A 24,166-nucleotide genomic window follows, 5' to 3' on the forward strand; every position below is an offset into this window, starting at 1 on the left:
ATCAGAATAAATAAACCCATAACCATTTGATTATCAAAATGATAAAGCCGGAGTAGGAATACTCCGGCTATTTACCTAAACCTACAACTGTTACACTGTTAGAGTAACGAATATCTTTTAGTTTAAAGCTGCTTCTTTAATTTCTGCCACTGAAGGAGCCGTCATTTTCTGACGGATCATACGTTTGGTAGAGGGTTTGTTCATACCCAAACGTCTCATCGCGCTATCCACAATTCTATACACCACGGGTACTATGATCAGAGTCAGGAACATGGAGCTTGTCAGACCGCCAATGATTACCCATGCAAGACCATTCTTGATAGCAGATACACCACCGGTTGCCAGCGCAATTGGTAACATACCGATCACCATTGCAATTGTCGTCATCAGGATTGGACGGAGACGTGCATGATTCGCGTGAATCAGTGCTTCATTGGTACTCTGCCCCTGCTCCTTCATCTGGTTGGTAAAATCGACCAGGATGATCGCATTCTTCGCCACAAGCCCTATCAACATAATCATACCTAAGATGCTGAAGATATTAAGGGTATTGTTGGTAAGTGCAAGTGCCAGTAAGGCACCGATAATCGCCAAAGGAATAGAGAACAATACTACCAGCGGATAGATATAGTTATCATACAACGCTACCATGATCAGGTATACCATTACAATAGAGATCAGCAATGCTACTCCCAGCGTACCAAACGAATCTCCCTGATTTTCTGCATCACCCGCCCAGAGGTAACTGATACCTGTCGGCCTGGGAAGTGATTCCAGTTTAGTCGCAAATTCTGCCTGTACAGTACCACTTGGACGACCAACTACCAGTGACTTCACAGACACCGATGTATTCTTATCCCTTCTTTCCAGTTTACTTGGACCGGAACCCTGCGTGATAGCCGCAAACTGTGACAGCTTAATTAACTGTCCTTTGTTATTCAAAAAATCTATATTGGATACATCTTCCAGATTCTTCCTGTTAAAGTCGTCGAACCGGATGTTCATATCATATTCATAATCTCCCTGTCTGAATTTTATCTTGGAATCATCGGCAGTACCATTGAATGCAGTCTGCATAGTTCCGCCTACGCCTTCCAGCGTAAGTCCCAGCGCGGACATTTTATCACGGTCTACCTGCACATTGATTTCCGGATTACCATCTTCTACAGATAACTTCACATCACTTGTACCATCGATAGTCGTTAATAAAGCCATCGCCTTTTTGGCATAGGCCATTACACTATCCAGTTCAGTACCCATCACCACTAGTTCTACAGGTGCAGTCTGTGCCGTACCCATGATACTCACATCCATTGTTTTCACCTTCACGCCCGGCAAAACTTTACGGAGTTCTTCTTTTATTTTGGCCCCATAAATATCTGATCCGTCCAAACGTTCTTTAGGATCTACCAGCATTACTGTGATTTCTGATTTGTATGCAGTCGATTGAGATGCACCAAAACCATCTTCACTGGTTTGTCCTACGGTAGTGATTAAACGTACAATTTCTTTTTTGGTAGCAAGGTATTTCTCTGCTGTACGGGTAGCCTGATTAGTTTGTTCTACAGACGCATCCTTCGGCATTTCCAATACAACGATAAACTGTCCGCGGTCACCATTAGGAATGAACTCTCCACCAATATATCCTTTACCCACCAGCATGAAAGACAGGAACAATAAGCCTACTGCTGCTATCAGCGTAATCGCTTTATGGTTTAGTGCCCATTTCAGAATGCCCGTCATCCAGTCTGTAAATTTGGACAGTTGCTTTTCAAACCACAGGATGAACTTTTCAAAAAGGTTCTTACCAGTAATGTGTTCAAGCTTTCCGAATCTTGATGATAGTAATGGAACGATCATAAAAGAGGAAAGCAGACTAAGCATGGTAGAGATCATCACCACTACGCAGAACTGGCGTAGGATCATTGATACCAGTCCATCTGTCAGGGAGATAGGCAGGAACACCACCACAATTACAAGTGTAATAGAGGTAACGGTAAAGCCTATTTCTTTTACCCCATCAAATGCCGCACGTACTCTGTTCTTACCCATTTCCATGTGACGGTAAATATTCTCCAGTACCACGATCGCATCATCCACAAGGATACCTACCACCAGGGATAAACCCAACAGGGACATCAGGTTCAGCGAGTAACCCATCAGTTTCATACCAATGAAAGTTGCTATCAGTGATGCCGGTATAGAGATCATTACGAAGATCGCATTACGAATACTGTGCAGGAATAATAACATTACCAGGGCAACGAGTACAATCGCAATAATGAGGTCATGGATTACAGAATCTGCAGACTCCAGTGTAAAGTCGGAAGAGTCATTCGCAATAAATATTTTCAGTTTGCTGGCAGTATAATCTTTTTCGATGCCGGCAATCGCTTTCTTCATTTCCTCACTCACTGTTACGGCATTGGCATCGTTCTGCTTCTGCACCTGCAAGGCGATAGAACTCACACCATCCAGGCGGGCGATACGCTCAACATCTTTCTGACCATCCTGCACATCCGCCACATCTTTCAGGCGAATCTGTGTTCCATCGTCAGTAGTAGTCAGTACGAGATTGCGCAGTTGGTCTACATTTTTATATTTACCAGCCAAACGAATCAGCATCTGCTGATCTAATGTTTTTACTTTACCGGTAGGGAAGTCTATGTTGGCATTGGTGATAGTCTGACGCAGCTGTACAATAGACAGCTTATATGCATCCAGCTTTTTAGGATCGATATTGATCTGGATCTCACGTTCCTGTCCACCAATCAGCGTTACCTGCGCAACACCCGCTATACGGGATAACAGCGGCTGTATTTTTTTATCTACCAGATCATAAAATGTTTTGCTATCCATATTGGCGGTAGCAGACAAAGTCATAATAGGTAAGTCTTCCAGAGAGAACTTTGTTAAGGATGGAGCCTTTGCATCCTCAGGCAAATCAGACAGTACGGAATTTACCTTACGCTGGGCATCCTGCAAAGCGAGATCCACATTCGAACCACTATTCAATTCTATCGTTACAGTAGATAAACTTTCGGAGGATTTGGAAATGATCTTTTTGATCTTCTCCATGGATGCAACGGCATCTTCAATCTTTTTGGTAATGGTACTCTCTACCTCTTTAGGAGAAGCACCGGGATATACTGTAGCAATTGTTACTATAGGTGATGCAAACTTTGGCAGCAACTCATAGTTCAGCGATTTGTAGCTTATGTACCCCATCAGGGTAAGGACGGTAAATACCACTACCACTATGGTCGGCCGCTTTATGGATATTTCAGTGATCTTCATAGTTGATTATTTTTGCGCTATTACTTTAGCACCATCTATCAGATTAATCTGTCCGCTGGTAATAACTGTTTCTCCTTCATTCAATCCTTCCCTTATTTCCACTCTGTCGCCAAAGATCCTGCCTGCTATTACTTTACGCAGCTTAGCAGTATTATTCTCCATTACATATATCTGGTTGCTGTTTACACCGCCCACAAAAGCGGTACGTGCCACCATGATAGCTGCCATTGCTTTAGGAAGATCAAAATGTGCAGTACCAAACATACCGGCTCTCAGTTGTTTTCCACTGATATTGGCTACTTCCATTTCTATAGGATAGTTCAGTGTATTGTCTCCTTTCGCAGCAATGAAAGTGATCTTTCCTTCATAAGTAATTTCAGGGAATACGTTGGTTGTTACATTTACTTTATCGCCTACTTTCAGATTCACTACCTGTATTTCAGGTACAGACACAGCAAGTTTTAAACGGGATACATCCACAATATCAAACATCTTGTTACCAAGAGAGAGGTAAGCTCCCTGTTCTATATATTTTTTATTGATAACCCCCTGTATTGGAGCTTTGATATAAGTATCGCTAACGCGGCGGCTGGCAGCATTATATTTTGATAATGCCAGTTCATATTGCAGTTTGGCATCATCTACCTGTTTACGTGTAACCCCTCCTGTTTGAAAAGCACTTTCATATCTCTCTTTATCCACTCTCAGTTGTTCCAGGTTAGTTTTAGCAGATTGCAGATCTGTGCCCAGTATTTCACCATCCACATATGCAAGGATCTGTCCCTGCTTTACCACACTGCCCTCATCTACCATCAGTCTGTTGATACGTCCGGCAATCTCTGCCAGATAAGTCAGTTCACGTACCGGTGTAAAATTACCATTGGCCAGGAAGCCTTGTGAGAAATCGGATTTTGTCACTTTTTCTACCAATACGGGTACATCACCCGCATTACTTTGTTTTACGAATTCCGTTTTAGCTTCGTTGGCTTTTTTATTGGCGCCCAGTTTCCACATGATCAGAACAACCGCTGCTATTGTGACTAAGCTCCAGATAATAATTTTTTTCATATAGTTCAAGTATGATTTTTAGAGATGTTGGTTAATTCAGAAGGCTTTTAAGATTACCGTTGGATTTAATAATATCAAGTTCTGCCAGTTTGTATTGCAGCAAGGCTTCGTTGTAATTATTCTGTGCTTCTGTCAGCGATGTTTCAGCATCCAGCAAGTCTGTAAGATTTGCCAGTCCCAGCTTATAATTATTCTGTGTAGAATTATATACTTCGTTGGCCAGCTCCACATTCTCTTTCTGTGCTTGTATAGTAGTCAGGTTATTCTGTACCTGCAGTTTTGCATTTTCAAATTGTGTGCTCAGTGCAAGGGCTGTTTCTTCTTTCTGTTTATTCAGTTCTTTCAACGTCACGCTTGCCTGGCTAACCCTGGAGCGTCGCGCAAAACCATCAAAGATTGGAATCTTTAAAGTGAGGTTTACGGAAGCCATATCATACCAGCTGGCGGTAGAGCTGCCCTTCATAAAGTCAAATTTATTACTGATCCCATTATAGGAATAGTTACCACCTAAAGACAGAGAAGGATAATATTCTGCTTTATAGGCTTTCTTCTGAAACTCTTGCAGTTCTTCCTGTTTCTTCAGCAGCCGGTATTCGATTCTGTTGTCCAGGTTCACACCACCAAAGTCCATCGCAGATACTGCTTTGCTTTCTATCTCTTTAAAGGAGGTATGTGGTAAATCAACCTTAGTTGCCATTGTCATACCCATTTGCTGTTTCAGCTGGTTTAACTGCACCAGGTACTGGTTCTCAGCCTGTGTACGTTGCGTTTTAAAGTTAGTGAGGTTTACACGCATACGGTCCAGATCTATTTTCCTTGCCAGTCCGCTTTCTACCTGCGATGAAGTAGTATTTACCAGTTTACTGATCTTGTCGATATCAGCATCCAGTACTATCATTTTTTCGCGGGACACCAATGCATTGTAATATACCTGTGTAACATTATAAATCACCGTTTCTTCACTCTGTGCAGATTGCATCCGGTAATATTCTTCTCCCGCTTTCGCAGCTTTTAAACCGGTAAATACGGATTGATCATATACAGCCTGTGTCACAGTACCAGATGCCACAATATTATGTGTAGTACCTGCTTCCAGCAATACTGTTTTACCAGGTTCTCCAGTAAGTTCGCCGGGAACGGCCAGTACCTGTTTCTTTATGTTGTTGGTATATTGTCCGGTAGCGTTTACCTGTGGCAGTGCTCTTGATCTTACTTCGCTGGTTTTAAAACGACCCATATCTTCTTCCAGACGGACGCGTGCCAGCTGCTGGTTATTTGTGAGTGCATATTTCAGGCACTCCTGCAGTGACAGTTCCGATTGGGCATAGGTTGTATATCCCCCTATTCCCACTAAGAGAATAAGCGTTAGCATAGTCCTTTTCATCCGTATGATCTTTGTTTGTTTTTTAGTTGGCGGATAGTGTATTTAGTCCTTAATTTTCTTCTTTAAGTTGTAGATAATCAGCAGCAATTTTACGTCCTTTCAGTGTTGTGATACCCAGTATAAAATGTTGAATCAGTTGCGTCATTACCTCATGCATATCATACGCTGTTACGGGATACTGAGCGGGATCGAATACCGCTTCCATCTGTAGTTGACGCATGCGTGCCATTATTCCTATTTTAAGATCGCTACGATACAGTCCTTCATTCATTCCACGTTGTAGATTTTCCGAAATAAATCCCAGTACATAATCCCGTTTAAATGTTTCTACGGCTTTCCAGATTTCCGGATGGTATTTCTGTATTTCGTAAAGCATTACCGGGTTCACTGTTTTACCTACCAGTTCAATGTACCCGAGTTCCTTGGTTAATTCTTCAATAGCATTGGCAGAGTGCTGACGAAAGTCTTTGAATTGCTCCATGTGACCATTCAGTAAAAAACTCATTCCTTCATGTACCAGGTCTTCTTTGTCTCTAAAATGTTCATATACCGTCTTTTTCGACACGCCGCAATCTCTCGATATATCAAACATTGTAACGCTCTTAATTCCATACATCCTGAACATCCGTAGTGCTGTTTCCAATATCCGTTCCCTGACTGACATGACTCCTGTTTAACGATACTTTAATCCCTTCACAAATATTTCCGTCAGCAGCTTCTGCTGTGCTAAAATCATTTCTAAATGCTCTGCTTCTATATCTGTATTAATCTGAAAACAATCTACTGCAGCAAACCGTAATCCGAACATGGCCTGGTTATAAAGCTCTGCCAGCTGCTTAGGATTATCAACTGCAAATTCTCCTATTTTTACCCCGTACTCTATTATTCTGGCGAGCAGCGCATCTTCACGATTCTTTACCTCTTTAATCATCCGTTGTGTTCCCTCACTGTTATCATTTAATATCTTGAATAATTCCAGCCGGCAATAACGTTCAAGGAACTGACGCTTTACCTCTAAAATATTCAGGAGGGTTTGTTCAGCAGAAATTATATTCTCCCCTTCTGCTTCCTGTTCCGAAATAAAGATTTCTCCTATCTTCTCAAGCACCGCAAAGTGCAATCCCTTCTTATCCGGGAAATAATAATATAAAGATGCCTTTGAGCAATGCAAGTCGTCAGCTATCTCATTCATAGTCGTCTTAGACGCGCTATAGTGAGTAAACCGCTTCAAAGCCGCCTCCAGGATCTTATCCCTCATCTCATCTTTGGTTTCAGCGTGCATTTAACTTTTTGACTTTTTTAGTTTGTAAGTCAAATGTACAGCCTTTTCTGAGAATAGTGAAATAAGTTGACCATTTAACAATTGATTAACTTTTCGAACGAAAAAGTCAGGAAGTAAGATGAGGCATTGTTTCTGATACCGAAGAATTACATAAACGGTTTAGAATCACAGAATTATTAGTACTGAAAGCCGTGGTTAACTGCTTGAAGACAGTAGTCTAATATTAGTATAAACGGTTTATAACTGTAATATATCCCTTATATAAGCCTTATCTTTATAGATAAGGCTTATATAAGGCTAAAATAAGACTATAATAAGGCTTATATAAGAGTTATATACCTTCTAATGCACTACTATAAGGCTTTTAGAGTAGTTATTAGTATGAGGTTTAAATATACTCCACATAAAGGAAGGCACACTATCAACAATTTATAAATAGGGAATTATAAGAAGATGTTGGAAATGGGAGATTTTCCGACTAAAATATGCTTAAATGAAGGGAATTAAGAGTCGCGTAAAAGCGGCTTTTTTCATAGAAACACTATACGGCGATATTCCCCAGTTTAACAGATAGATTTCGGAGTTATATCGCAAATACACAAAATTGGCAGGATAGGGCATCCCTTTTGCCTTATCTAGGTAAATATCAATCTATGAAAAAGTTAATGTTCATCTTTATTGCCGTAATTGGTTTTACAATTACGACCAAAGCACAGGTAAACGTTAGTATCAACATAGGCACTCAGCCAGCATGGGGACCTACAGGATATGATTATGTAGATTATTATTACCTGCCGGATATCGAATCATATTATTATGTACCAGGCCAGGTATACATATACAAATATGGCAACTCCTGGCGCAGATCAAGAACACTGCCTGCCAGCTATGGACACTTCGATGTTTATAATTGTCATAAGGTGGTGATCAATGGGGTAAACAAACCTTACCTGCATCATGCAAAATACAGACAGGAATATGTAGTATATAAAGGCAAACATGATCAGATACCTATCCGTGACAGCAGAGAAGAAAAATACTTTCAAAACAGATATCATCCTCAGCATGATCAGTGGAAGAAAGACCATCCGGGGAAGTATAAGGGAGACAACAGAGGCAAGAACAAAGGTTACAAGGGAGACAAAGGAAACAAGCATGGTGATAAACACTAAAATAATGATAAAGCCGTTCGGGGAAATCCCTGAACGGCTTTATCATTATTTAGCTTGCCATAATTATTTCAGCTTTTCCAGCGCAGCTTTCAGTTGCGCAATCATAGCAGGGATCTCCTCTTTCACACAAGTACCTACGCTCAGGCGATACCAGGGTGAATTCTTAGCCGAACCAAAAGCATAAAACGGAACCAGGCCGAGTTTAGCTTCATTCAGGATATAAGAAGTAACCGCTGCCTGATCTTCCAGGAGTTTACCTTCAGCAGTCGTTTTACCAACGAGATCTATTTTTAAAGTAAGGTAGATGGCTGCCTGTGGTGCAATTGCTTCTACAGGATGGCCAGCCTTTTTGAGGCTGTCAAATCCTTCAAAAATGCCCTGCAGTCTTTCTTCTACTTCTGCTTTAAAACTCTTCAGGTAAGCATTCACTTCGCCTTTACGACGCAGGTATTTCGCAGCAGCATGTTGTTCTGCCATTGGGCTCCATGCGCCTACGTGAGAAAGGATGGCTTTCATTTTGCCAATCACATGAGCGGGGCCTAATGCCCAACCCACTCTTACACCGGTAGCAGCAAATGCTTTACTCATACCATCGATAATGATAGTATAATCTTTCAGCTCAGGGCGTAATGATACGGGAGTATAATGCACCGTCTGTCCAAAGGTTAAAACCCAGTACATCTGATCAAACAGGACGTATAAAGGTTTTTCATCTGCACCACGACTCTTGTTCTCAGCAATCACAAGATCACAGATTTCTTCCAGTTGTTGTTTGCCAAAAGCAGTACCTGTAGGGTTCTGAGGAGAACATAATGCCAGCAGGGTAGCGCCTTTCAGTAAAGGTTTCAGCTCGGCAGCAGTAGGCATAAAATCATTTTCAGCCTTTGTTTCCAGTACTACATGCTCTGCTTCAAGAAAATGGGTATAGTGATTATTGTTCCAGGATGGAGTGGCATATACAACCTTTTCTCCTCTGTCCAGGATTGTTCTGAAAGTGGCATAAATAATCGGACGACCTCCGCATGAGATAACAATCTCCTTTGCAGGATCATAAGTCAGGTGTTCATGTTCTTCAATGAACTCACCTACTGCTTTTCTCAACTCAAGGATACCATCTGCCGGTGGGTAGTTGGTATAATGTTCCTTATAAGCAGTTATGATCTCTTCCTCAAACTCAGCCGGAATAGGAAATACCTTGGGGTCAAAATCCCCAATTGTAAAATTGTAGATCTTCTCGCCCTTGGCCTGCTTCTCCTTTATCTCACCGGCCAGCTTAATAATTTCAGACCCGATCAACGTTTCGGCTAAATGAGACAGTTTCATAACCCAAAAGATTTTTAAGTTTTAGAAATATTTTTTTTGAGTCCGCAAAGCTAACGGATATGCAGATCATTTAAAAGAAACCCTACATTTTTTCAGAACATTCGAAATATAGACCAAATTATTAAGTATAATTCAATAAACGACCTATTAAATGTTATTTTATTCAACATAGCATTTTACCTTAATATCTGTATCAGGTAATACATCTCTTGTTTATTGCATGCCTGTTTGTAGATTGACAAAACTTTCTATCTTTGTTTGCTTTCATATAAAAGGATTATTTTTAGTGGCTTTTACAGCCGGAAATATGGGTTACAATCCCCACAGCCTTAATGGCAGTATGTTTCATGAATAGTTCGACAAAAAAGTATAAATAATAATATCACATGAAGTTTATCGTTTCTTCCTCTACTTTGTTAAAACAATTGCAGCAGATCAGCGGGGTGATTAACTCCAACACCGTGTTGCCTATCCTGGAAGATTTTCTTTTCCTGATTGACAAGAACGAACTAACTGTAGTAGCTACAGATCTGGAAACTGTAATGAAGGTAAGGCTGGAGGTAGAAGCCAAAGAAAGCGGCCGCATTTGCATACCGGCTAAAATAATAATGGATTCTCTCAAGAACCTTCCCGATCAGCCACTTACTTTTCATATAGACCTGAACTCTTACGCAGTTGAGATCACGTCGGACAATGGTAAGTATAAGGTGATGGGCGAAAATCCGGAGAACTTCCCCAAAGAGCCGACTGCCGACGATACAACCTCTTTCACGCTTCCATCTACTGCACTGGTAACAGCAATCAACAAAACACTGTTTGCTGTAAGCAATGATGATCTCCGTCCTGCTATGACAGGTGTGTTCTTTGAACTCACCACCAGCAGCCTGACCTTCGTGGCTACAGATGCTCACCGGCTGGTAAAATATGTAAGAACAGGCATAGAATGCCCTAAAGCAGAAACTTTCATCGTGCCTAAAAAACCTTTGAACCTGCTGAAATCTTCATTACCGGATAATGAAAGTGAACTGAAAATATCATACAGCCAGAATCACTTCTTTGTATCACATGATGGCTCCCAGATGATCTGCCGCCTCATTGATGCCCGCTTCCCGGACTATAAAGTGGTGATTCCAAAAGATAATCCTTACCGCCTCACCCTGGTAAAAAGCGACTTCCAGAATGCACTGAAACGTATCAGCGTATTCTCTAACAAAAGCACCAACCAGGTAGCATTGAATATTACCGGCAGCGAACTGCAACTCTCTGCACAGGATGTGGACTTCTCTTTTGAAGGTAACGAACGCATGAATTGCCAATACACCGGTGAAGACATGCAGATCGCCTTTAACGCCAAGTTCCTTATAGAAATGCTGAACGCCGCTGAAGGTGATGAAATCACCATCGAATTGTCCACACCTACAAAAGCAGGGATACTCAGACCTTCCGAAAAAGAAGAAAATGAAGACCTCCTGATGCTGGTTATGCCGCTTATGCTGAACAATTAGCAGACCGGACAACAACTAATAACTTATATATATTTATAAAGCAATCTCTCACAAGGAGATTGCTTTTTTCTTTTCCAGCAAGCATTTCAGAGCAAAAAAAGTCGTAAATTATCATCAGAAATAAGACAAAAAAGGACAGTAACGACGTTATTACCCCCTGTTCTGTTTATCCCACAAACTCAATTCCCGTATGGAATCGTTTTTTGACAGCATTCCTTCATGGTATCGTACTGCCATTCTGGTAGCCGGATTATTATTGCTTTGGATTATAGAAGGTGCTATTCCGCGCTTATCTTTTAAAAGCAACCGCTATCGTCATGCAGGTACAAATCTATTCTTTACACTCACAACAGCTGTTGTGAATCTCGGCTTCGCCTTTCTGATAGTAAAAGCATCTGAATGGAGCAGCAGGGAACAATTCGGTCTGTTATATATCATACACCTTCCAATTTGGCTGCATCTCATCCTGGCATTACTCATGCTGGATTTTATCGGTGCTTACCTGGTACATCTCATCCAGCATAAAATAGCCTGGATGTGGCACTTCCATAAGGTCCATCACATAGATACAGCCATTGATGCCACTACCGCCTTACGGCACCATCCCATAGAGAGCATATTCCGCGTAATAGCATTGTTCCTTGCTATTATTACTATGGGGGTACCCATCTGGATGGTAATGTTATATCAGACCCTTTCCGCGTTTATGTCGCAGTTTAATCATGCTAATATACACCTGCCCCAATGGCTGGACAATGCACTGAGCTGGATCATCGTATCGCCCGATATGCACAAGGTGCACCATAGCCATTACCAACCAGAAACGGACTCTAATTATGCGAATATTTTCTCTTTGTGGGATCGCCTTTTCGGCACGTTTGTTAAAGTAAAGGACACCACCTTAATCCGGTATGGGCTGGATGAATACCAGGATGCCCGTTACCAGGAAATAGGACAACTGCTGAAAGTGCCATGGGAGAAAACGAATAATGAACAGTGTAATCAATTATATAATTCAAAACAGTAATTTTATGCAACAGCACACCACCTCCACTCCGACTAAAATAGCCTGCTTCGTATCGCTGTTTGCAGGCGTATTTTCTGCCATTTATTCTTTCGCGGCAAGAACTCCGGGCACCGCCCTCGCATTCGGTATTGCCTCAATATTGATAGGTGGATTTTCTGTACTAAAAGCCCGTAGAAATATTGACGATATGCAGGTAGCAACTGCCGGTATATTCATGGCCGTAGTAGCCTGCGCCGTAGCATTGTGGCAGATGTATAGCTGAAAAAGACACGGAGGAAAGGGGAACGCAGGGTCTCCTACTTTTTCCCTTTTCTCCCAGTATTTTCTTTTGTGTATTTTTCCTCGTAACCGATTGCCGCTTTAATAGGGAATAACACCAGTGTGTTGTCTGTAAGCGACTTGATGATCGTAGTATCTATTGTGGCTGCAGTGTCTGTGCTATGCTCCCCCTCCACGTAACTCCACAGCAATAATGTATCATGCTGTAATCTCCACCTGTCATAAATAACAGCATACGTATTGATAGAAAAAGCTTTTCCGTTCTTCTTCAGATGAAACCCCTGTAACTCTTTTTCAAGTCCTGCAACTGGTTGTAACCACCGTCCCAGTAACTGATTCTCACTATATGTTATCGTATCTGTTGTTGGCATAATGGCCACTGAATCTATGATCTGCATTGGCGTACTATCCGGCACATCAAGCAAGCTGCTGTCCCTTGCTGCGATAGTAGTAGCTGGTCTGGAAGATGGCTCACAGCCATATAAAATAAAGAGGGATGTTGCCAGCGCAATACATTTTTTCATAGCCTCAAAGATATGGACTTTTTCCCCTACCTTTATGCCTCACTTTAGGGGTGTTTTCCGGAAATAAACAGCCGGGAAGCTGAGATGAGACCCTCAGACCTGACGCAGTTCATACTGCCGTAGGGAAAAGTACCTGAACTCTCTTCATCTTTTACCATCCTTAAAGTTTATTGTTTCACTTAAATTCCTTGCAAACATGGAAGTGTGCGTAAACAATAAACTTTATGCGGTGCAGCCTGGTATCACCATCGCTGCTCTCTTACAGTTTATTCAACTCTCATCAGACAAAGGCATTGCTATTGCCATTAACAGCCAGGTTATACCAAAAACTACCTGGCAGCAACAAGTGCTGCAAAGCGCAGATAATATAACGATTATCCGCGCTACACAAGGAGGGTAAATCCAATCTCCATACAGGAAAAATTTATGGTCAGACGGCTCAATGCCGCCCGCCCTCTCATGTCCATACTCTAAAAAAAATTTATGCAATCACAACCCATTTCCCGTGCGCCCTTTACGGGCTCAAAAAAGATTTATGTAAACGGCGTAGCCATGAGAGAGATAACGCTAAGCCCCACACGCCTGCATGGCAGTCAGGGTGCAGAAGTCTCTAATCCGCCAGTAGTCGTATACGATACCAGCGGAGCATACACAGATCCCGACATCCAAATCGATGTAAAAAAAGGATTACCCAGACTCCGTGAAAGCTGGATAAAAGACCGCAATGATGTGGAACAACTCACCGCCATTACTTCTGTATATGGACAGGAAAGACTGGCAGACAGTCGCCTCGATGAGTTACGTTTTTCCTATCTGCACTCACCCATGAAAGCAAAGAAAGGCAGTAATGTTACACAACTACATTATGCCCGGAAAGGTATCATCACACCGGAAATGGAATACATTGCCATCCGTGAGAACCAATGCCTGGAACAACTCTTCGAAAAAGATAATGCACTCTGGGAACAACATAAAGGACATTCCTTTGGTGCTAATACTCCAGTAAAATTTATCACACCGGAATTTGTACGGCAGGAGGTAGCCGCAGGCCGTGCCATCATCCCCGCAAATATCAATCATCCTGAAAGTGAGCCGATGATTATTGGCCGTAACTTTCTCGTAAAAATAAATGCCAATATTGGCAACTCTGCTGTTACTTCAAGTATAGAAAAAGAAGTGGAAAAAGCTGTATGGTCCTGCCGCTGGGGAGCAGATACTATTATGGATCTCAGCACGGGTAAACATATTCATGAAACCCGGGAATGGATCATCCGCAATTCTCCTGTTCCCATCGGTACTGTTCCCATCTACCAGGCTCTGGAAAAAGTGAATGGTAAAGCAGAAGCCCTTACCTGGGAAATATTCCGGGATACACTGATAGAACAGGCAGAACAAGGCGTTGATTACTTTACCATCCATGCTGGCGTATTACTCCGCTACGTGCCTTTAACAGCCAAACGTACTACCGGTATTGTATCCCGCGGAGGTTCCATCATGGCAAAATGGTGCCTGTCCCATCACAAGGAAAATTTCCTGTACACACACTTTGAAGAAATATGCGAGATCATGAAAGCTTACGATGTAGCCTTTTCGCTGGGCGATGGTCTTCGCCCCGGTTGTATCGCAGATGCCAATGATGCCGCACAGTTTGCAGAACTGGAAACGTTGGGAGAATTAACACAGATTGCCTGGAAACATGATATCCAGGTAATGATAGAAGGACCAGGCCATGTGCCCATGCACCTGATCAAAGCCAATATGGAGAAACAACTGGAACATTGCCAGGAAGCGCCTTTTTACACCCTTGGACCACTGACTACAGATATTGCTCCTGGTTATGATCATATTACCTCTGCCATCGGTGCAGCCATGATAGGCTGGTTTGGAACCGCAATGCTCTGCTATGTAACTCCCAAAGAACATCTTGGACTGCCAAATAGAGAAGATGTACGCCAGGGAGTAATAGCCTATAAAATAGCTGCTCATGCTGCCGATCTCGCCAAAGGACATCCCGGTGCACAACACCGTGATAATGCCTTGAGTAAAGCCCGTTTTGAGTTCCGCTGGGAAGATCAGTTCAACCTCTCCCTGGATCCAGAAACAGCACGCTCTTATCATGATGAAACATTACCGGCAGATGGAGCCAAAGTGGCCCACTTCTGCTCTATGTGTGGCCCACATTTCTGTTCTATGAAAATAACACAGGAAGTTCGTGATTATGCCGAATCAGGTATGGCGGCCCAGGCGGCAGCCTTTAACGAACAAGGGGGAGAAGTCTATTTCTAAAAGACCGTTGTAAACAAAAACTTTCAGGCTTTGATACAGATAATCACCCATACGGAAAACATTCCCGACGAAACAGACATCTGGAAACAATTACTGAACGAAGGAGCGGACAGCATCCTGGTACGTAAACCAGGATGGCAGGAAGCCGATTACGAGCTATTGTTGTTACAGGCAGATCCTGGTTGTTACGGCAGACTGATGATCCCTGAACATGCCACTCTTTGTGAACGGTATGGATTACTGGGCCTGCATTTCGGAGAAGCTGCCAGAGGGAATATTACCATGGAACATCTTAACAGCTACCGACAAAAAGAGTGGTTGTTAAGTACCAGTATCCATAATGTAGAAACCCTGCATGCCACAAGCAATGACTGGAATCAGCTTCTGCTAAGCCCTGTGTTCAACAGCATTTCAAAAAAGGGTTATGCCGCTGCTTTTGACGAAAACTTCCGGCTCAACAAAGAGGGATTCGAAGGAAATGTACTGGCCCTGGGAGGCATCAATGATATTACCGCCAACAAGGCCCGTGATATGCAGTTTGATGGTATAGCCCTGCTGGGAGCCATCTGGCAAGAACCGGAAAGAGCCGTCAGGGAATTTTGCCGTATAAGGGATATCTGGAGAAAAAACTAACAGACATGATCAGCAAACTACAATACATTTCACAGCATAACCACATCGATAATATACAGGCAGCCTGCGAAGCAGGTTGCCGCTGGATTCAGCTCCGGATCAAGGACGCTCCTGAAAGTATCATTATGAGTGAAGCCCTTGCTGCTAAAGCAATCTGCGCTACTTATGGTGCGAAACTGATTATCAACGATCATCCGCATATAGCAAAAGCAATAGGGGCAGATGGCGTACACGTAGGTAAAAAAGATATGACAGTAGCTGCTGCCAGGAAGATCGTCGGGAACGATATAATTGTTGGAGGTACAGCCAACACATTATCCGATATTCTCCAGCATGTGCAGGACGGGGCCAGCTATGTAGGACTGGGACCCTACCGCTTTACCACTACGAAGCAAAAGCTCAGTCCTATTCTGGGACTGGAAGGAATTGGTTCCATTATGCAGCAGCTGAAAACACAGGGAATTGATATCCCCATCATTGCCATTGGTGGTATTCTGGAAGACGATCTCCCAGAACTGATGAGCACCGGTATTCATGGGATCGCCGTAAGCGGACTGATTACACAGGCAGCAAACAAACAACAACTGGTATTTTCCATCACTAATTACTTTGAGTCATGCAACCTCTTATCATAGCCGGGCACACATTTACGTCCCGCCTCTTTACAGGCACCGGCAAATTTTCATCTCTGCAGCTAATGGAAGCAGCACTGCTTGCTTCCGGCTCAGAATTGGTAACCGTCGCATTAAAAAGGGTAGACCTGCAAAATGAAGCAGATGATATGTTGCAACACCTGCATCATCCGTCTTTTCGCCTCTTGCCCAATACCTCTGGTGTTCGCACAGCAAAGGAAGCGATCTATGCTGCCCAGCTTGCCCGTGAAGCCATGGAAACAAACTGGCTCAAACTGGAAATCCATCCTGATCCCCGGTATCTGCTGCCAGATCCTGTGGAAACACTTAAAGCGGCAGAAGAACTGGTGAAGATGGGCTTTGTGGTATTGCCCTACGTGCATGCAGATCCAGTACTTTGTAAACGCCTGGAAGCCGTTGGGACAGCAGCGGTGATGCCCCTGGGCGCACCAATAGGCAGTAATAAAGGATTAAAGACAATCGACTTCCTTGAGATCATTATAGAGCAAAGCAACATCCCGGTTGTAATAGATGCTGGCATTGGCAGCCCCTCAGATGCCGCAAAAGCGCTCGAAATGGGGGCCGATGCCGTATTGGTCAATACAGCTATTGCGGTGTCTAAAAACCCGGTAATAATGGCTCAGGCATTTAAGCAGGCGGTTATAGCCGGTAGAATGGCTTATGAAGCAGGACTGGCTCCTGCACATAAGGAGGCCATCGCTTCCAGTCCACTGATAGGTTTTCTTGATTAAATCATCTCAACTTATGTCAAGTTTCAAAAACATCTTTGATCAGTATAACTGGAATGAGATAAAAGAAAGCATTTATGCCAAAACAACAGCAGATGTGGAGCAGGCCTTACATACACACAAGCGTACCCTGGAAGATTTCAAGGCGCTGTTATCTCCTGCTGCATTGCCTTACCTGGAGCAAATGGCACAACTGAGCCGCCAGCTGACACAGCAACGCTTTGGCAATACCATGCAGTTATACATCCCCCTGTATCTCAGCAATGAGTGTCAGAATATTTGTACTTACTGCGGCTTTAGTCTGGATAACAAGATCAGCAGGAAAACATTGGATCATTCAGAGATACTGCAGGAAGTAGCTGCCATAAAAAAAATGGGATACGATCATGTATTGCTGGTAACAGGAGAAGCCAGCCAGACTGTGGGAGTGGATTACTTCAAACAGGCACTGCAACTGATACGCCCACACTTTGCTAATATCTCTATGGAAGTGCAGCCTATGGATGAAGCCGAATATAAAGAATTGATTCCCCAAGGACTCCATGCAGTATTGGTATACCAGGAAACATATCACCGGGAAGATTATAAGCTCCATCATCCCAAAGGACGTAAATCGAACTTTGATTACCGGCTTGAAACCCCGGACAGATTGGGACGGGCGGGGATTCATAAAATAGGGCTGGGGGTATTGATCGGGCTGGAAGACTGGCGTACGGATAGTTTCTTTACAGCGCTGCACCTGCAGTACCTGGAACGAACTTACTGGCAAACAAAGTATAGCCTTTCTTTTCCACGCTTACGCCCATGCTCGGGAGGATTACCTCCTAAAGTGGAGATGAACGACAGAGAGCTGGTACAACTGATTTGCGCATACCGGTTGTTGGATCAGGAGGTGGAATTAAGCCTTTCTACCCGTGAATCGGCCCGCTTTCGTGACAACGTAGTAAAATTAGGGATCACTGCTTTAAGTGCTGGATCCAAAACAAATCCCGGAGGTTATGCAGCCGCAGTTTCTTCTCTTGAACAGTTTGAGATTTCAGATGAGCGTGCGGCTTCAGCTATTGCCGGAATGCTGCGGGAACAAGGTTATGAGCCTGTATGGAAAGACTGGGATGCAGGTTTCTGAAAACACTTTGATGATATTGGTATAAAGTGGGGTACCCTTTTTTAAGGGTACCCTAACCTAAATCCATCACTGACCATTAACTGCTTTCTCAAGGTCTCTGTAGGTCTTAATAGTATCGTGAGAACTTTTGAGCGCGCTCTTCTGATTTGCAATCAGTTCACGTACACTATAAGGCATTGATATATCTGAGCGTAAGGCGTCTTCATATGTTCTTTGTGCGGCATCTTCGCCATATTCACATGCAGCAAGAATAGCATAGCGGCTCTTTCCGGTAAAGGTGGCCTTTATATCCATCCAGGTACGGTATAACCGTCCGTAGATAGTTGTATTCCTTTCAATATTATCTCCACCTTGCGTTAATTCCGCATTTAATTGTTCCGTATAGGTTTTGCTTTCGTCTGCCATTCGTTGAAACAATGCTCTCAGGTCAACTTCCTCTGTCTGTTCAATGGCTTTCTGATATCCTTCAATGCGGTCGTTATTGATTTTAACGAGGTCGCTTAGGGCTTCCACTAGTTTTTCATTGTGTTGCATGTGTATTAAAATTTTATTATAGTGATGAATGAAACTGCTCATTGGGGCCAAACAGTCTCTTAAGATACTTCTTCTAACTGATTCCCAAAAATACGTCCAGTTATAAACATCTGTTCCGGCACGCGTTTACAGCGCTTAATATCAATAATTCTTACATGTTTATACACCTTATGGGGAATCCCTTCCCCACCCATCTGCTCTTCCCGAGACATTCCGGATTGACCGCAACAGGCCCGTAATCCGGCATAAATGCTTACAACCCTGCTTTATAGCCTGATTATATCAAGGCTGCTTTGTATCTGGCATAGATTTTTAAATACTATTAATAACCAAATCTTTTTGACATGAATAGCTTACTGTATTTGATCGCAATTATTCTCGTTATTGGATGGGTTTTGGGTGTATTCGTTTATTCTGCAGGTGGTTTGATTCATGCACTGCTGGTATTAGCTATCATCGCTATTCTAATAAATATTATACGCGGCAGGGCGGTCTGAATTTAGCCCCCAAAGCTGATTATTTTAACTGGATAACCAATTGCAAATTATAATCAAAATCTGCAATTGGTTATCCTTTTTTATATAATATTTATTATCCCCGAACCCCACTTATCTCCCTCAAAAAAGTAAGGTCGTCGTCACAATTGTTTTTAACCACCGGGGTATTCTTATATTGTATTCATTACATTTGCACGCAGGTAACAACTTTGCGTATATGAAAAAATATTGGCTGTTCTGCATCCTGCTTACCGGTTGCAGTGTAACCCATAAAACAACTACTCCTGCTGTTTCGCAACTCCGGTTTATCCATAAGTATATAGTACCTTATAACCTTTCCTTCAATGGTACTACCGTAGGAGGATTATCGGGTATTGATTACGATACTGCCAGAAAGGTATATTATCTCATTTGTGACGATCGATCTGAAAAACAATCCGCGAGATTTTACACTGCCCGTATTCCTTTAACAGGAGACAGTATTGTATTTACTTCTGTCACTTCATTGCGCATGAATAATGGTAACGTATATCCAGGTACGAAAAATATGGCTCCGGATCCGGAAGCAATGCGTTACAATCCACATACCGGTAAGCTTATCTGGAGTAGTGAGGGCGAGCGGATTGTCAGTGATAAAGACACAATATTGAAAGATCCCGGTGTGTATGAAATAAATAAAAACGGCTATTTCACAGATTCCTTTGCCATTCCTTCCCTGTTCCGGATGCAGGCAACTAATGCCGGTCCTCGTCGCAACGGTACCTTTGAAGGATTGGGATTTACATCTGATGGCCGTTATTTGTTTGTGAGTCTGGAAGAACCCCGTTATGAAGATGGACCGCGTGCCGGATTTACAGATACTACTGCCTATATCCGTATTCTCAAATACGATCTGCATACCCGCCAGCCGGTAGCACAGTTTGCCTACAAACTTGCACCTGTAGCACATCGTCCCGTACCTGCGGATAAATTTTATACCAACGGTATTTCAGACATCCTTGTATTATCAGACACTCAGCTGCTGATTATGGAACGTTCATTTTCTATAGGAACGAAAGATTGTACTATCCGGTTATTTGTAGCTAATCTGGACCATGCCACAGATGTCAGCAATATTCATTCCCTGCAGGCAACAAAGGTATTTACACCTGTAAAGAAAACTCCTTTGTTCAACTTTGACAGTTTGCATACTTATGTGGATAATGTGGAGGGTATGACCTTTGGACCTCGTTTGCCGAATGGCCACAGAAGCATAATCTTTGTTGCAGATAATAATTTTTCAGCAGAAGAAGAGATGCAATTCTATCTTTTCGAAGTAGAGTAATAATGCTTTTTTATCTATCTCTGATACGAAATACAGTAAAGTTGGAATTGCTATTTGTTTGTTATAGATTGTTATAACAATTAGAGATCACGTGTAATAACTTATGCCAACTTTATTACAATATTAATATTATTAATCCCTGAGATTATATCTTTTCTTTCACTTGTCAGATCTTTCCCTCAGATAACGACTCCTCTCAGATAATGCGCTCTATACATGTGATGATAGCAGCATGGATATCTGCCACAGATTTCATCTTATTATCTTCGTTATAGCAGGTGATCTTCGTAATAGTATCATCTGAATCTGCCAGCACTTCATATTCATGCTTTACGGCCAGTTGCAATGAGAAATCTTTTTCATGGATATCTTCTTTTCCGTTGAGATACTTTCTGTCTTCTCCGGAGCGTCTTTCCGTGAGTGCTTGTTCTGTAAAAGAAAAGGGAACATCCAGATAAAAAGACAGATCTGGCCGTGGAATATTGTTATGCTCATATTCGAACATATTGATCCACTCCCTCAGTTCTTTTTTCTCTGCTTCTGTTTTCAGCTTGGCGCACTGAAAAGCTATGTTTGATAATACGTATCTGTCTACCAGCACCACATGGCCATTTGCCTGCCAATCATTGATTGTTTGAGCAAATGCTTTCCTGTCTTCTGCAAAGAGCAATGCTACCAGTTGCGGATGCACTTGTTTTACATCCCCAAAGTCGCCACGCAGAAATTTTGCGATCAGTTCCCCGAATACGCCTTCCTGGTGCCGGGGAAAATGAACGAATCTTGTTTCAATGCCACGTGCATTAAAATATTCTGTGAGTAATGCGATCTGAGTAGACTTACCAGCGCCATCCAGACCTTCAACAGCGATGAATTTGCTTTTTATCTCCATGTGGGATCAGTTAAACTGAAAAAGAGGTAACATAAAAAAGGCCGTCTCGTTCTTTTGAGACAGCCTTCTTAATTTTGTGTGGTCCCACCTGGGCATGATCCAGGGACCCCCTGATTATGAGTCAGGTGCTCTAACCAACTGAGCTATAGGACCTGTTCTTTGCAGAACAAATATATTGACACTTTCGTGGGTACCCTTTTCAGGGGAGGGCAAAATTAATTATTTTTTCTTCAATTAACCAACCAATTTATAATTTTTTCTTTCAGACATATAAATTTGTGCTTTCTCATCATAGCAGATATTCATTATGAAAGGTATTAAGCATATTATTTTCGATCTGGGTGGCGTTATTCTAAACATCAATTACAAGCTTACCTACCAGGCATTTGAAGCATTAGGCGTTAAAGATTTTACCAGTCTGTATAACCAGTTTACGTTATCCAGCTTATTTGATGACCTGGAAACCGGTAAGATAGAAAAGGAAGACTTTTTCACCGAGATGAAAAGACATGCGCCCTCAGGAACGACAGATCAACAGATCACGGATGCCTGGAATGCGATGCTGCTGGACTTCCCTTTACGGCGTTTGCAGATTCTTCAACAACTGCGGCAGCATTATAGCTTGTACCTGTTAAGCAACACCAATGCTATTCACCTGGAGGCGTTTAATAATATCCTGCAGCAAAGCAGAGGTATTCCATCTCTTGCCGAATTTTTTGACAAAACTTATTATTCACACCTGATTGGCCTACGGAAACCGGAAAAGGAAGCGTATCAGCTAGTACTGGAAGAAAATGGGCTAAATCCTTCCGAAACGTTATTTATTGACGATACGTTGCCAAATATAGAAGGAGCGAAACTGGTAGGACTTGAAACAATTCACCTGCTGCCACCTAAAACTATAGCAGATATTTTCAGATAATGATTATTTAACCTCCTCGAAATCCAGGTAATCACTGTTATCTGCTTTTTTAGCAGAGGCAGATGCCTGTGGTCTCTGAGCACTGGCAGCCTGTTGCTGTTGCTGCTCCTGGTATTGCTGGCGCATACGGTCCTGGAGATCCCCCATTTGGCGGCGAACCTGTTTTGTGGACTGGTATACAGGAACGATAAAATCGAATATCAGCTTGTACAGCAGCCAGAATATGAATGTGTAGAAAATGATCTTAAGCATAGAGCAAATGTAGCAGTTAATCAGCTACGAGGGCCGAAAAACAGGTAGATTTTAAGTTTTCTTTAACAGCGTAATAATATACATCAATTGCAGACTAACACTCTATATATGAGAATAGTCTGCAATTGATCATGCCGTTAATATTTTTTAAGCTCCGATAAAGAACTAGCCTCTATTGCCGCTTTTTTATTAAACTCCCAGGTAAGCTTGCGATAGTTAACAGCATCTACAATGGTGCCTATTAAACAGAAACCCACTGTAAGAAAGTACAGAATACCCATTCCTACCTGTTTTAACAGGAAACGGTGGATCCCAGCTGTTCCGAGCAGTCCAATAAGGCAGCAGATCAGAATCGTTTGTGGGTCCTGGCGGCGGGACTGATAAAGAGCCAGAAAGCGCAGGGTTGTTTCCTTATCGTAGTTTTTGGTAAGTTCCTGTAGCCAAAGAAGCTCTTCTTGTTCAATACCTGGCAGTAAGGCAAAATCTGTCATGTGAGGCGTTTTTTTAGTTCTGTGAAAGACTGTATCTGTAATTGTCCAAGTTGAATTGTTCTGTATAATAAGATGATCACGGCAAATCCACCCAAAGGATGACTTTTCAGGGAAGCCATCCACTGTCCATGGAGGAGATAATTGATAGAATGCCCCATTCCACACCCCGGACACCAGGGAATTCCGATTTGCTTCAGCAGGCAAAAGCTTTTGTCGTTTGAAGCGTGAGGATCCATAAAATACAACAATACTAACGCAGTTGGCCATATGAACAATTCTATATGAAGGTGTTGTATGTATGGTTTAATTTGCATATTGCTGGAGGGGGCGTGAGTTTATTAAAATCTTTTCTAATCTTTGAAGCTTGGGGCTTTGGATATATTAAATTATTTAGTACAAGTTAAAGAAATAGTTTTTGGATTAAAATAAATTCCTAATTTTGCATGTAGGAAAATGATTCAATTGAAGGGGACTGGACTGTCCCCTTCTCGTTTTTTTATATGGCAAACGAACATGTTTTAATAAACATCCGGGATCTGGCAGCAGAGATGCTGGCCCCTTACCCGGAATATTTTGTGGTAGACGTGCGGATTAAACCCACTAATAATATCAAGCTTTTTGTAGATGGTGACAATGGTGTGCCTGTGGAGAAGCTTGTAGCCTTCAATCGCAATTTATACCCCAGACTGGAAGGTGCAAACCTTTTTCCTGACAATGATTTCTCCCTGGAAGTTTCTTCTCCCGGATTAGATGAGCCACTTAAACTCAACCGTCAGTATCTCAAAAATATTGGCAGGAAAGTAGCTGTGACTCTACTGGACGGCACTGAAAAGGAGGGTCAGCTGCTGGCAGCTACAGAGGAGAAGATCACTATTGAAGAAACAGTGGGTAAGAAGAAAGAAAAAATAACAACGGAAATTAATTTAAGCGAAATAAAGCACACTATGGTGTGCATCGTGTTTTAAAATAT

Annotated in this window: 26 protein-coding genes, 1 tRNA gene and 1 riboswitch; of the genes, 14 read left to right on the forward strand and 13 right to left on the reverse strand. The window is 42.4% G+C overall.

Translation table 11 applies throughout. From position 1 onward, the window contains the following. Window positions 1-117 precede the first annotated feature (117 nt). From BM176_RS07910 to BM176_RS07930, 5 genes are read right to left on the reverse strand one after another with little or no spacing between them, the layout of a single operon-like run. Window positions 118-3,297 (reverse strand): efflux RND transporter permease subunit, encoded by a 3,180-nt coding sequence (locus tag BM176_RS07910; protein ID WP_090101322.1) that lies wholly within the window; start codon window positions 3,295-3,297, stop codon window positions 118-120. Between the two features lie 6 nt (window positions 3,298-3,303). Next, window positions 3,304-4,365 (reverse strand): efflux RND transporter periplasmic adaptor subunit, encoded by a 1,062-nt coding sequence (locus tag BM176_RS07915; protein WP_090101324.1) that lies wholly within the window; start codon window positions 4,363-4,365, stop codon window positions 3,304-3,306. A gap of 31 nt (window positions 4,366-4,396) precedes the next feature. Beyond that, on the reverse strand, window positions 4,397-5,749 hold the full coding sequence (locus BM176_RS07920) for a TolC family protein (RefSeq protein WP_090101326.1): 1,353 nt from the start codon (window positions 5,747-5,749) through the stop codon (window positions 4,397-4,399). Window positions 5,750-5,798: 49 nt separating this feature from the next. Then, a complete protein-coding gene (locus BM176_RS07925; RefSeq protein WP_090101328.1) occupies window positions 5,799-6,413 on the reverse strand; it encodes a TetR/AcrR family transcriptional regulator in 615 nt (204 codons plus the stop codon). A gap of 9 nt (window positions 6,414-6,422) precedes the next feature. Further along, window positions 6,423-7,031, reverse strand: coding sequence for a TetR/AcrR family transcriptional regulator (locus BM176_RS07930; RefSeq protein WP_090101330.1), 609 nt, complete (start codon window positions 7,029-7,031; stop codon window positions 6,423-6,425). Window positions 7,032-7,684: 653 nt separating this feature from the next. Here BM176_RS07930 and BM176_RS07935 point away from each other — a divergent pair. Further along, complete coding sequence (locus BM176_RS07935) at window positions 7,685-8,203, forward strand: hypothetical protein (RefSeq protein WP_090101332.1); 519 nt, start codon at window positions 7,685-7,687, stop codon at window positions 8,201-8,203. 63 nt (window positions 8,204-8,266) lie between these two features. Here BM176_RS07935 and BM176_RS07940 read toward each other — a convergent pair whose 3' ends face one another. Then, window positions 8,267-9,526 (reverse strand): pyridoxal phosphate-dependent aminotransferase, encoded by a 1,260-nt coding sequence (locus BM176_RS07940; RefSeq protein ID WP_090101334.1) that lies wholly within the window; start codon window positions 9,524-9,526, stop codon window positions 8,267-8,269. A 386-nt stretch (window positions 9,527-9,912) separates the two neighbouring features. Between BM176_RS07940 and dnaN the strand changes: the two genes are divergently transcribed. The 3 genes from dnaN (at window position 9,913) to BM176_RS07955 (ending at window position 12,320) form a co-directional block, all read left to right on the forward strand. Beyond that, entirely contained in the window at window positions 9,913-11,031 is a 1,119-nt protein-coding gene (gene dnaN / locus BM176_RS07945; protein WP_090101336.1) for a DNA polymerase III subunit beta, read from the forward strand. Between the two features lie 190 nt (window positions 11,032-11,221). After that, the gene (locus BM176_RS07950; RefSeq protein ID WP_090101338.1) at window positions 11,222-12,058 is read left to right on the forward strand and encodes a sterol desaturase family protein; all 837 of its coding nucleotides are present in this window, start codon (window positions 11,222-11,224) and stop codon (window positions 12,056-12,058) included. A gap of 4 nt (window positions 12,059-12,062) precedes the next feature. Next, window positions 12,063-12,320 carry a hypothetical protein gene (locus tag BM176_RS07955; protein WP_090101340.1) on the forward strand — a complete coding sequence of 86 codons (258 nt, stop codon included), beginning with the start codon at window positions 12,063-12,065 and terminating at the stop codon, window positions 12,318-12,320. Window positions 12,321-12,354: 34 nt separating this feature from the next. Here the strand turns inward: BM176_RS07955 and BM176_RS07960 are convergent, their stop codons facing one another. Continuing rightward, the gene (locus tag BM176_RS07960; protein WP_090101342.1) at window positions 12,355-12,861 is read right to left on the reverse strand and encodes a lipocalin family protein; all 507 of its coding nucleotides are present in this window, start codon (window positions 12,859-12,861) and stop codon (window positions 12,355-12,357) included. A gap of 36 nt (window positions 12,862-12,897) precedes the next feature. Continuing rightward, window positions 12,898-13,004, forward strand: a riboswitch (TPP riboswitch). A gap of 53 nt (window positions 13,005-13,057) precedes the next feature. On the opposite strand from BM176_RS07960, the gene thiS reads away from it, so the two are divergent. From thiS to thiH, 6 genes are all read left to right on the forward strand, one after another. Beyond that, a complete protein-coding gene (gene thiS / locus BM176_RS07965; RefSeq protein ID WP_090101343.1) occupies window positions 13,058-13,261 on the forward strand; it encodes a sulfur carrier protein ThiS in 204 nt (67 codons plus the stop codon). A gap of 83 nt (window positions 13,262-13,344) precedes the next feature. After that, window positions 13,345-15,147: a phosphomethylpyrimidine synthase ThiC gene (thiC, locus tag BM176_RS07970; protein WP_090101344.1), complete on the forward strand. Its 1,803-nt coding sequence runs from the start codon at window positions 13,345-13,347 to the stop codon at window positions 15,145-15,147. A 30-nt stretch (window positions 15,148-15,177) separates the two neighbouring features. Further along, window positions 15,178-15,780 (forward strand): thiamine phosphate synthase, encoded by a 603-nt coding sequence (locus tag BM176_RS07975; protein ID WP_090101346.1) that lies wholly within the window; start codon window positions 15,178-15,180, stop codon window positions 15,778-15,780. A gap of 5 nt (window positions 15,781-15,785) precedes the next feature. Then, window positions 15,786-16,415 (forward strand): thiamine phosphate synthase, encoded by a 630-nt coding sequence (locus BM176_RS07980; protein WP_090101348.1) that lies wholly within the window; start codon window positions 15,786-15,788, stop codon window positions 16,413-16,415. After that, the gene (locus tag BM176_RS07985; RefSeq protein WP_090101350.1) at window positions 16,397-17,164 is read left to right on the forward strand and encodes a thiazole synthase; all 768 of its coding nucleotides are present in this window, start codon (window positions 16,397-16,399) and stop codon (window positions 17,162-17,164) included. The genes BM176_RS07980 and BM176_RS07985 overlap by 19 nt, the downstream gene beginning before the upstream one ends. A 13-nt stretch (window positions 17,165-17,177) precedes the next feature. Then, on the forward strand, window positions 17,178-18,287 hold the full coding sequence (thiH, locus tag BM176_RS07990; RefSeq protein ID WP_090101353.1) for a 2-iminoacetate synthase ThiH: 1,110 nt from the start codon (window positions 17,178-17,180) through the stop codon (window positions 18,285-18,287). Window positions 18,288-18,353: 66 nt separating this feature from the next. Here thiH and BM176_RS07995 read toward each other — a convergent pair whose 3' ends face one another. After that, window positions 18,354-18,821, reverse strand: coding sequence for a ferritin-like domain-containing protein (locus BM176_RS07995; RefSeq protein WP_090101355.1), 468 nt, complete (start codon window positions 18,819-18,821; stop codon window positions 18,354-18,356). Between the two features lie 344 nt (window positions 18,822-19,165). Here BM176_RS07995 and BM176_RS32130 point away from each other — a divergent pair, with 344 nt between their 5' ends. Both BM176_RS32130 and BM176_RS08000 read left to right on the forward strand, forming a co-directional pair. Further along, on the forward strand, window positions 19,166-19,318 hold the full coding sequence (locus tag BM176_RS32130) for a lmo0937 family membrane protein (protein WP_143097749.1): 153 nt from the start codon (window positions 19,166-19,168) through the stop codon (window positions 19,316-19,318). Window positions 19,319-19,535: 217 nt separating this feature from the next. Continuing rightward, on the forward strand, window positions 19,536-20,642 hold the full coding sequence (locus BM176_RS08000; RefSeq protein ID WP_090101357.1) for an esterase-like activity of phytase family protein: 1,107 nt from the start codon (window positions 19,536-19,538) through the stop codon (window positions 20,640-20,642). Between the two features lie 196 nt (window positions 20,643-20,838). Here BM176_RS08000 and tmk read toward each other — a convergent pair whose 3' ends face one another. Beyond that, entirely contained in the window at window positions 20,839-21,531 is a 693-nt protein-coding gene (gene tmk, locus BM176_RS08005) for a dTMP kinase (protein ID WP_090101358.1), read from the reverse strand. 79 nt (window positions 21,532-21,610) lie between these two features. Then, window positions 21,611-21,684, reverse strand: a tRNA-Ile gene (locus BM176_RS08010). Between the two features lie 154 nt (window positions 21,685-21,838). Between BM176_RS08010 and BM176_RS08015 the strand changes: the two genes are divergently transcribed. Continuing rightward, a complete protein-coding gene (locus BM176_RS08015) occupies window positions 21,839-22,453 on the forward strand; it encodes an HAD family hydrolase (protein ID WP_090101360.1) in 615 nt (204 codons plus the stop codon). A gap of 3 nt (window positions 22,454-22,456) precedes the next feature. Here BM176_RS08015 and BM176_RS08020 read toward each other — a convergent pair whose 3' ends face one another. The 3 genes from BM176_RS08020 to BM176_RS08030 all read right to left on the reverse strand — a co-directional run bounded on the left by BM176_RS08020 (window position 22,457) and on the right by BM176_RS08030 (window position 23,510). Further along, entirely contained in the window at window positions 22,457-22,705 is a 249-nt protein-coding gene (locus tag BM176_RS08020; RefSeq protein WP_090101362.1) for a hypothetical protein, read from the reverse strand. 137 nt (window positions 22,706-22,842) lie between these two features. Next, window positions 22,843-23,196, reverse strand: coding sequence for a TM2 domain-containing protein (locus tag BM176_RS08025; RefSeq protein WP_090101364.1), 354 nt, complete (start codon window positions 23,194-23,196; stop codon window positions 22,843-22,845). Then, complete coding sequence (locus BM176_RS08030) at window positions 23,193-23,510, reverse strand: DUF2752 domain-containing protein (RefSeq protein ID WP_177230327.1); 318 nt, start codon at window positions 23,508-23,510, stop codon at window positions 23,193-23,195. The genes BM176_RS08025 and BM176_RS08030 overlap by 4 nt, the downstream gene beginning before the upstream one ends. Window positions 23,511-23,696: 186 nt before the next feature. Between BM176_RS08030 and BM176_RS08035 the strand changes: the two genes are divergently transcribed. Further along, complete coding sequence (locus tag BM176_RS08035; RefSeq protein ID WP_090101366.1) at window positions 23,697-24,161, forward strand: LSm family protein; 465 nt, start codon at window positions 23,697-23,699, stop codon at window positions 24,159-24,161. Window positions 24,162-24,166 lie beyond the last annotated feature (5 nt).

The sequence above is a fragment of the Chitinophaga sp. CF118 genome (genome assembly GCF_900112615.1).
Lineage (GTDB): Bacteria > Bacteroidota > Bacteroidia > Chitinophagales > Chitinophagaceae > Chitinophaga.

Coding starts and splice junctions, on each gene's coding strand:
- BM176_RS07910 (WP_090101322.1), bottom strand. CDS start 3,297: ATGAAGATCACTGAAATATCCATAAAGCGGCCGACCATAGTGGTAGTG.
- BM176_RS07915 (WP_090101324.1), bottom strand. CDS start 4,365: ATGAAAAAAATTATTATCTGGAGCTTAGTCACAATAGCAGCGGTTGTT.
- BM176_RS07920 (WP_090101326.1), bottom strand. CDS start 5,749: ATGAAAAGGACTATGCTAACGCTTATTCTCTTAGTGGGAATAGGGGGA.
- BM176_RS07925 (WP_090101328.1), bottom strand. CDS start 6,413: ATGTCAGTCAGGGAACGGATATTGGAAACAGCACTACGGATGTTCAGG.
- BM176_RS07930 (WP_090101330.1), bottom strand. CDS start 7,031: ATGCACGCTGAAACCAAAGATGAGATGAGGGATAAGATCCTGGAGGCG.
- BM176_RS07935 (WP_090101332.1), top strand. CDS start 7,685: ATGAAAAAGTTAATGTTCATCTTTATTGCCGTAATTGGTTTTACAATT.
- BM176_RS07940 (WP_090101334.1), bottom strand. CDS start 9,526: ATGAAACTGTCTCATTTAGCCGAAACGTTGATCGGGTCTGAAATTATT.
- dnaN (WP_090101336.1), top strand. CDS start 9,913: ATGAAGTTTATCGTTTCTTCCTCTACTTTGTTAAAACAATTGCAGCAG.
- BM176_RS07950 (WP_090101338.1), top strand. CDS start 11,222: ATGGAATCGTTTTTTGACAGCATTCCTTCATGGTATCGTACTGCCATT.
- BM176_RS07955 (WP_090101340.1), top strand. CDS start 12,063: ATGCAACAGCACACCACCTCCACTCCGACTAAAATAGCCTGCTTCGTA.
- BM176_RS07960 (WP_090101342.1), bottom strand. CDS start 12,861: ATGAAAAAATGTATTGCGCTGGCAACATCCCTCTTTATTTTATATGGC.
- thiS (WP_090101343.1), top strand. CDS start 13,058: ATGGAAGTGTGCGTAAACAATAAACTTTATGCGGTGCAGCCTGGTATC.
- thiC (WP_090101344.1), top strand. CDS start 13,345: ATGCAATCACAACCCATTTCCCGTGCGCCCTTTACGGGCTCAAAAAAG.
- BM176_RS07980 (WP_090101348.1), top strand. CDS start 15,786: ATGATCAGCAAACTACAATACATTTCACAGCATAACCACATCGATAAT.
- BM176_RS07985 (WP_090101350.1), top strand. CDS start 16,397: ATGCAACCTCTTATCATAGCCGGGCACACATTTACGTCCCGCCTCTTT.
- thiH (WP_090101353.1), top strand. CDS start 17,178: ATGTCAAGTTTCAAAAACATCTTTGATCAGTATAACTGGAATGAGATA.
- BM176_RS07995 (WP_090101355.1), bottom strand. CDS start 18,821: ATGCAACACAATGAAAAACTAGTGGAAGCCCTAAGCGACCTCGTTAAA.
- BM176_RS32130 (WP_143097749.1), top strand. CDS start 19,166: ATGAATAGCTTACTGTATTTGATCGCAATTATTCTCGTTATTGGATGG.
- BM176_RS08000 (WP_090101357.1), top strand. CDS start 19,536: ATGAAAAAATATTGGCTGTTCTGCATCCTGCTTACCGGTTGCAGTGTA.
- tmk (WP_090101358.1), bottom strand. CDS start 21,531: ATGGAGATAAAAAGCAAATTCATCGCTGTTGAAGGTCTGGATGGCGCT.
- BM176_RS08015 (WP_090101360.1), top strand. CDS start 21,839: ATGAAAGGTATTAAGCATATTATTTTCGATCTGGGTGGCGTTATTCTA.
- BM176_RS08020 (WP_090101362.1), bottom strand. CDS start 22,705: ATGCTTAAGATCATTTTCTACACATTCATATTCTGGCTGCTGTACAAG.
- BM176_RS08025 (WP_090101364.1), bottom strand. CDS start 23,196: ATGACAGATTTTGCCTTACTGCCAGGTATTGAACAAGAAGAGCTTCTT.
- BM176_RS08030 (WP_177230327.1), bottom strand. CDS start 23,510: ATGCAAATTAAACCATACATACAACACCTTCATATAGAATTGTTCATA.
- BM176_RS08035 (WP_090101366.1), top strand. CDS start 23,697: ATGGCAAACGAACATGTTTTAATAAACATCCGGGATCTGGCAGCAGAG.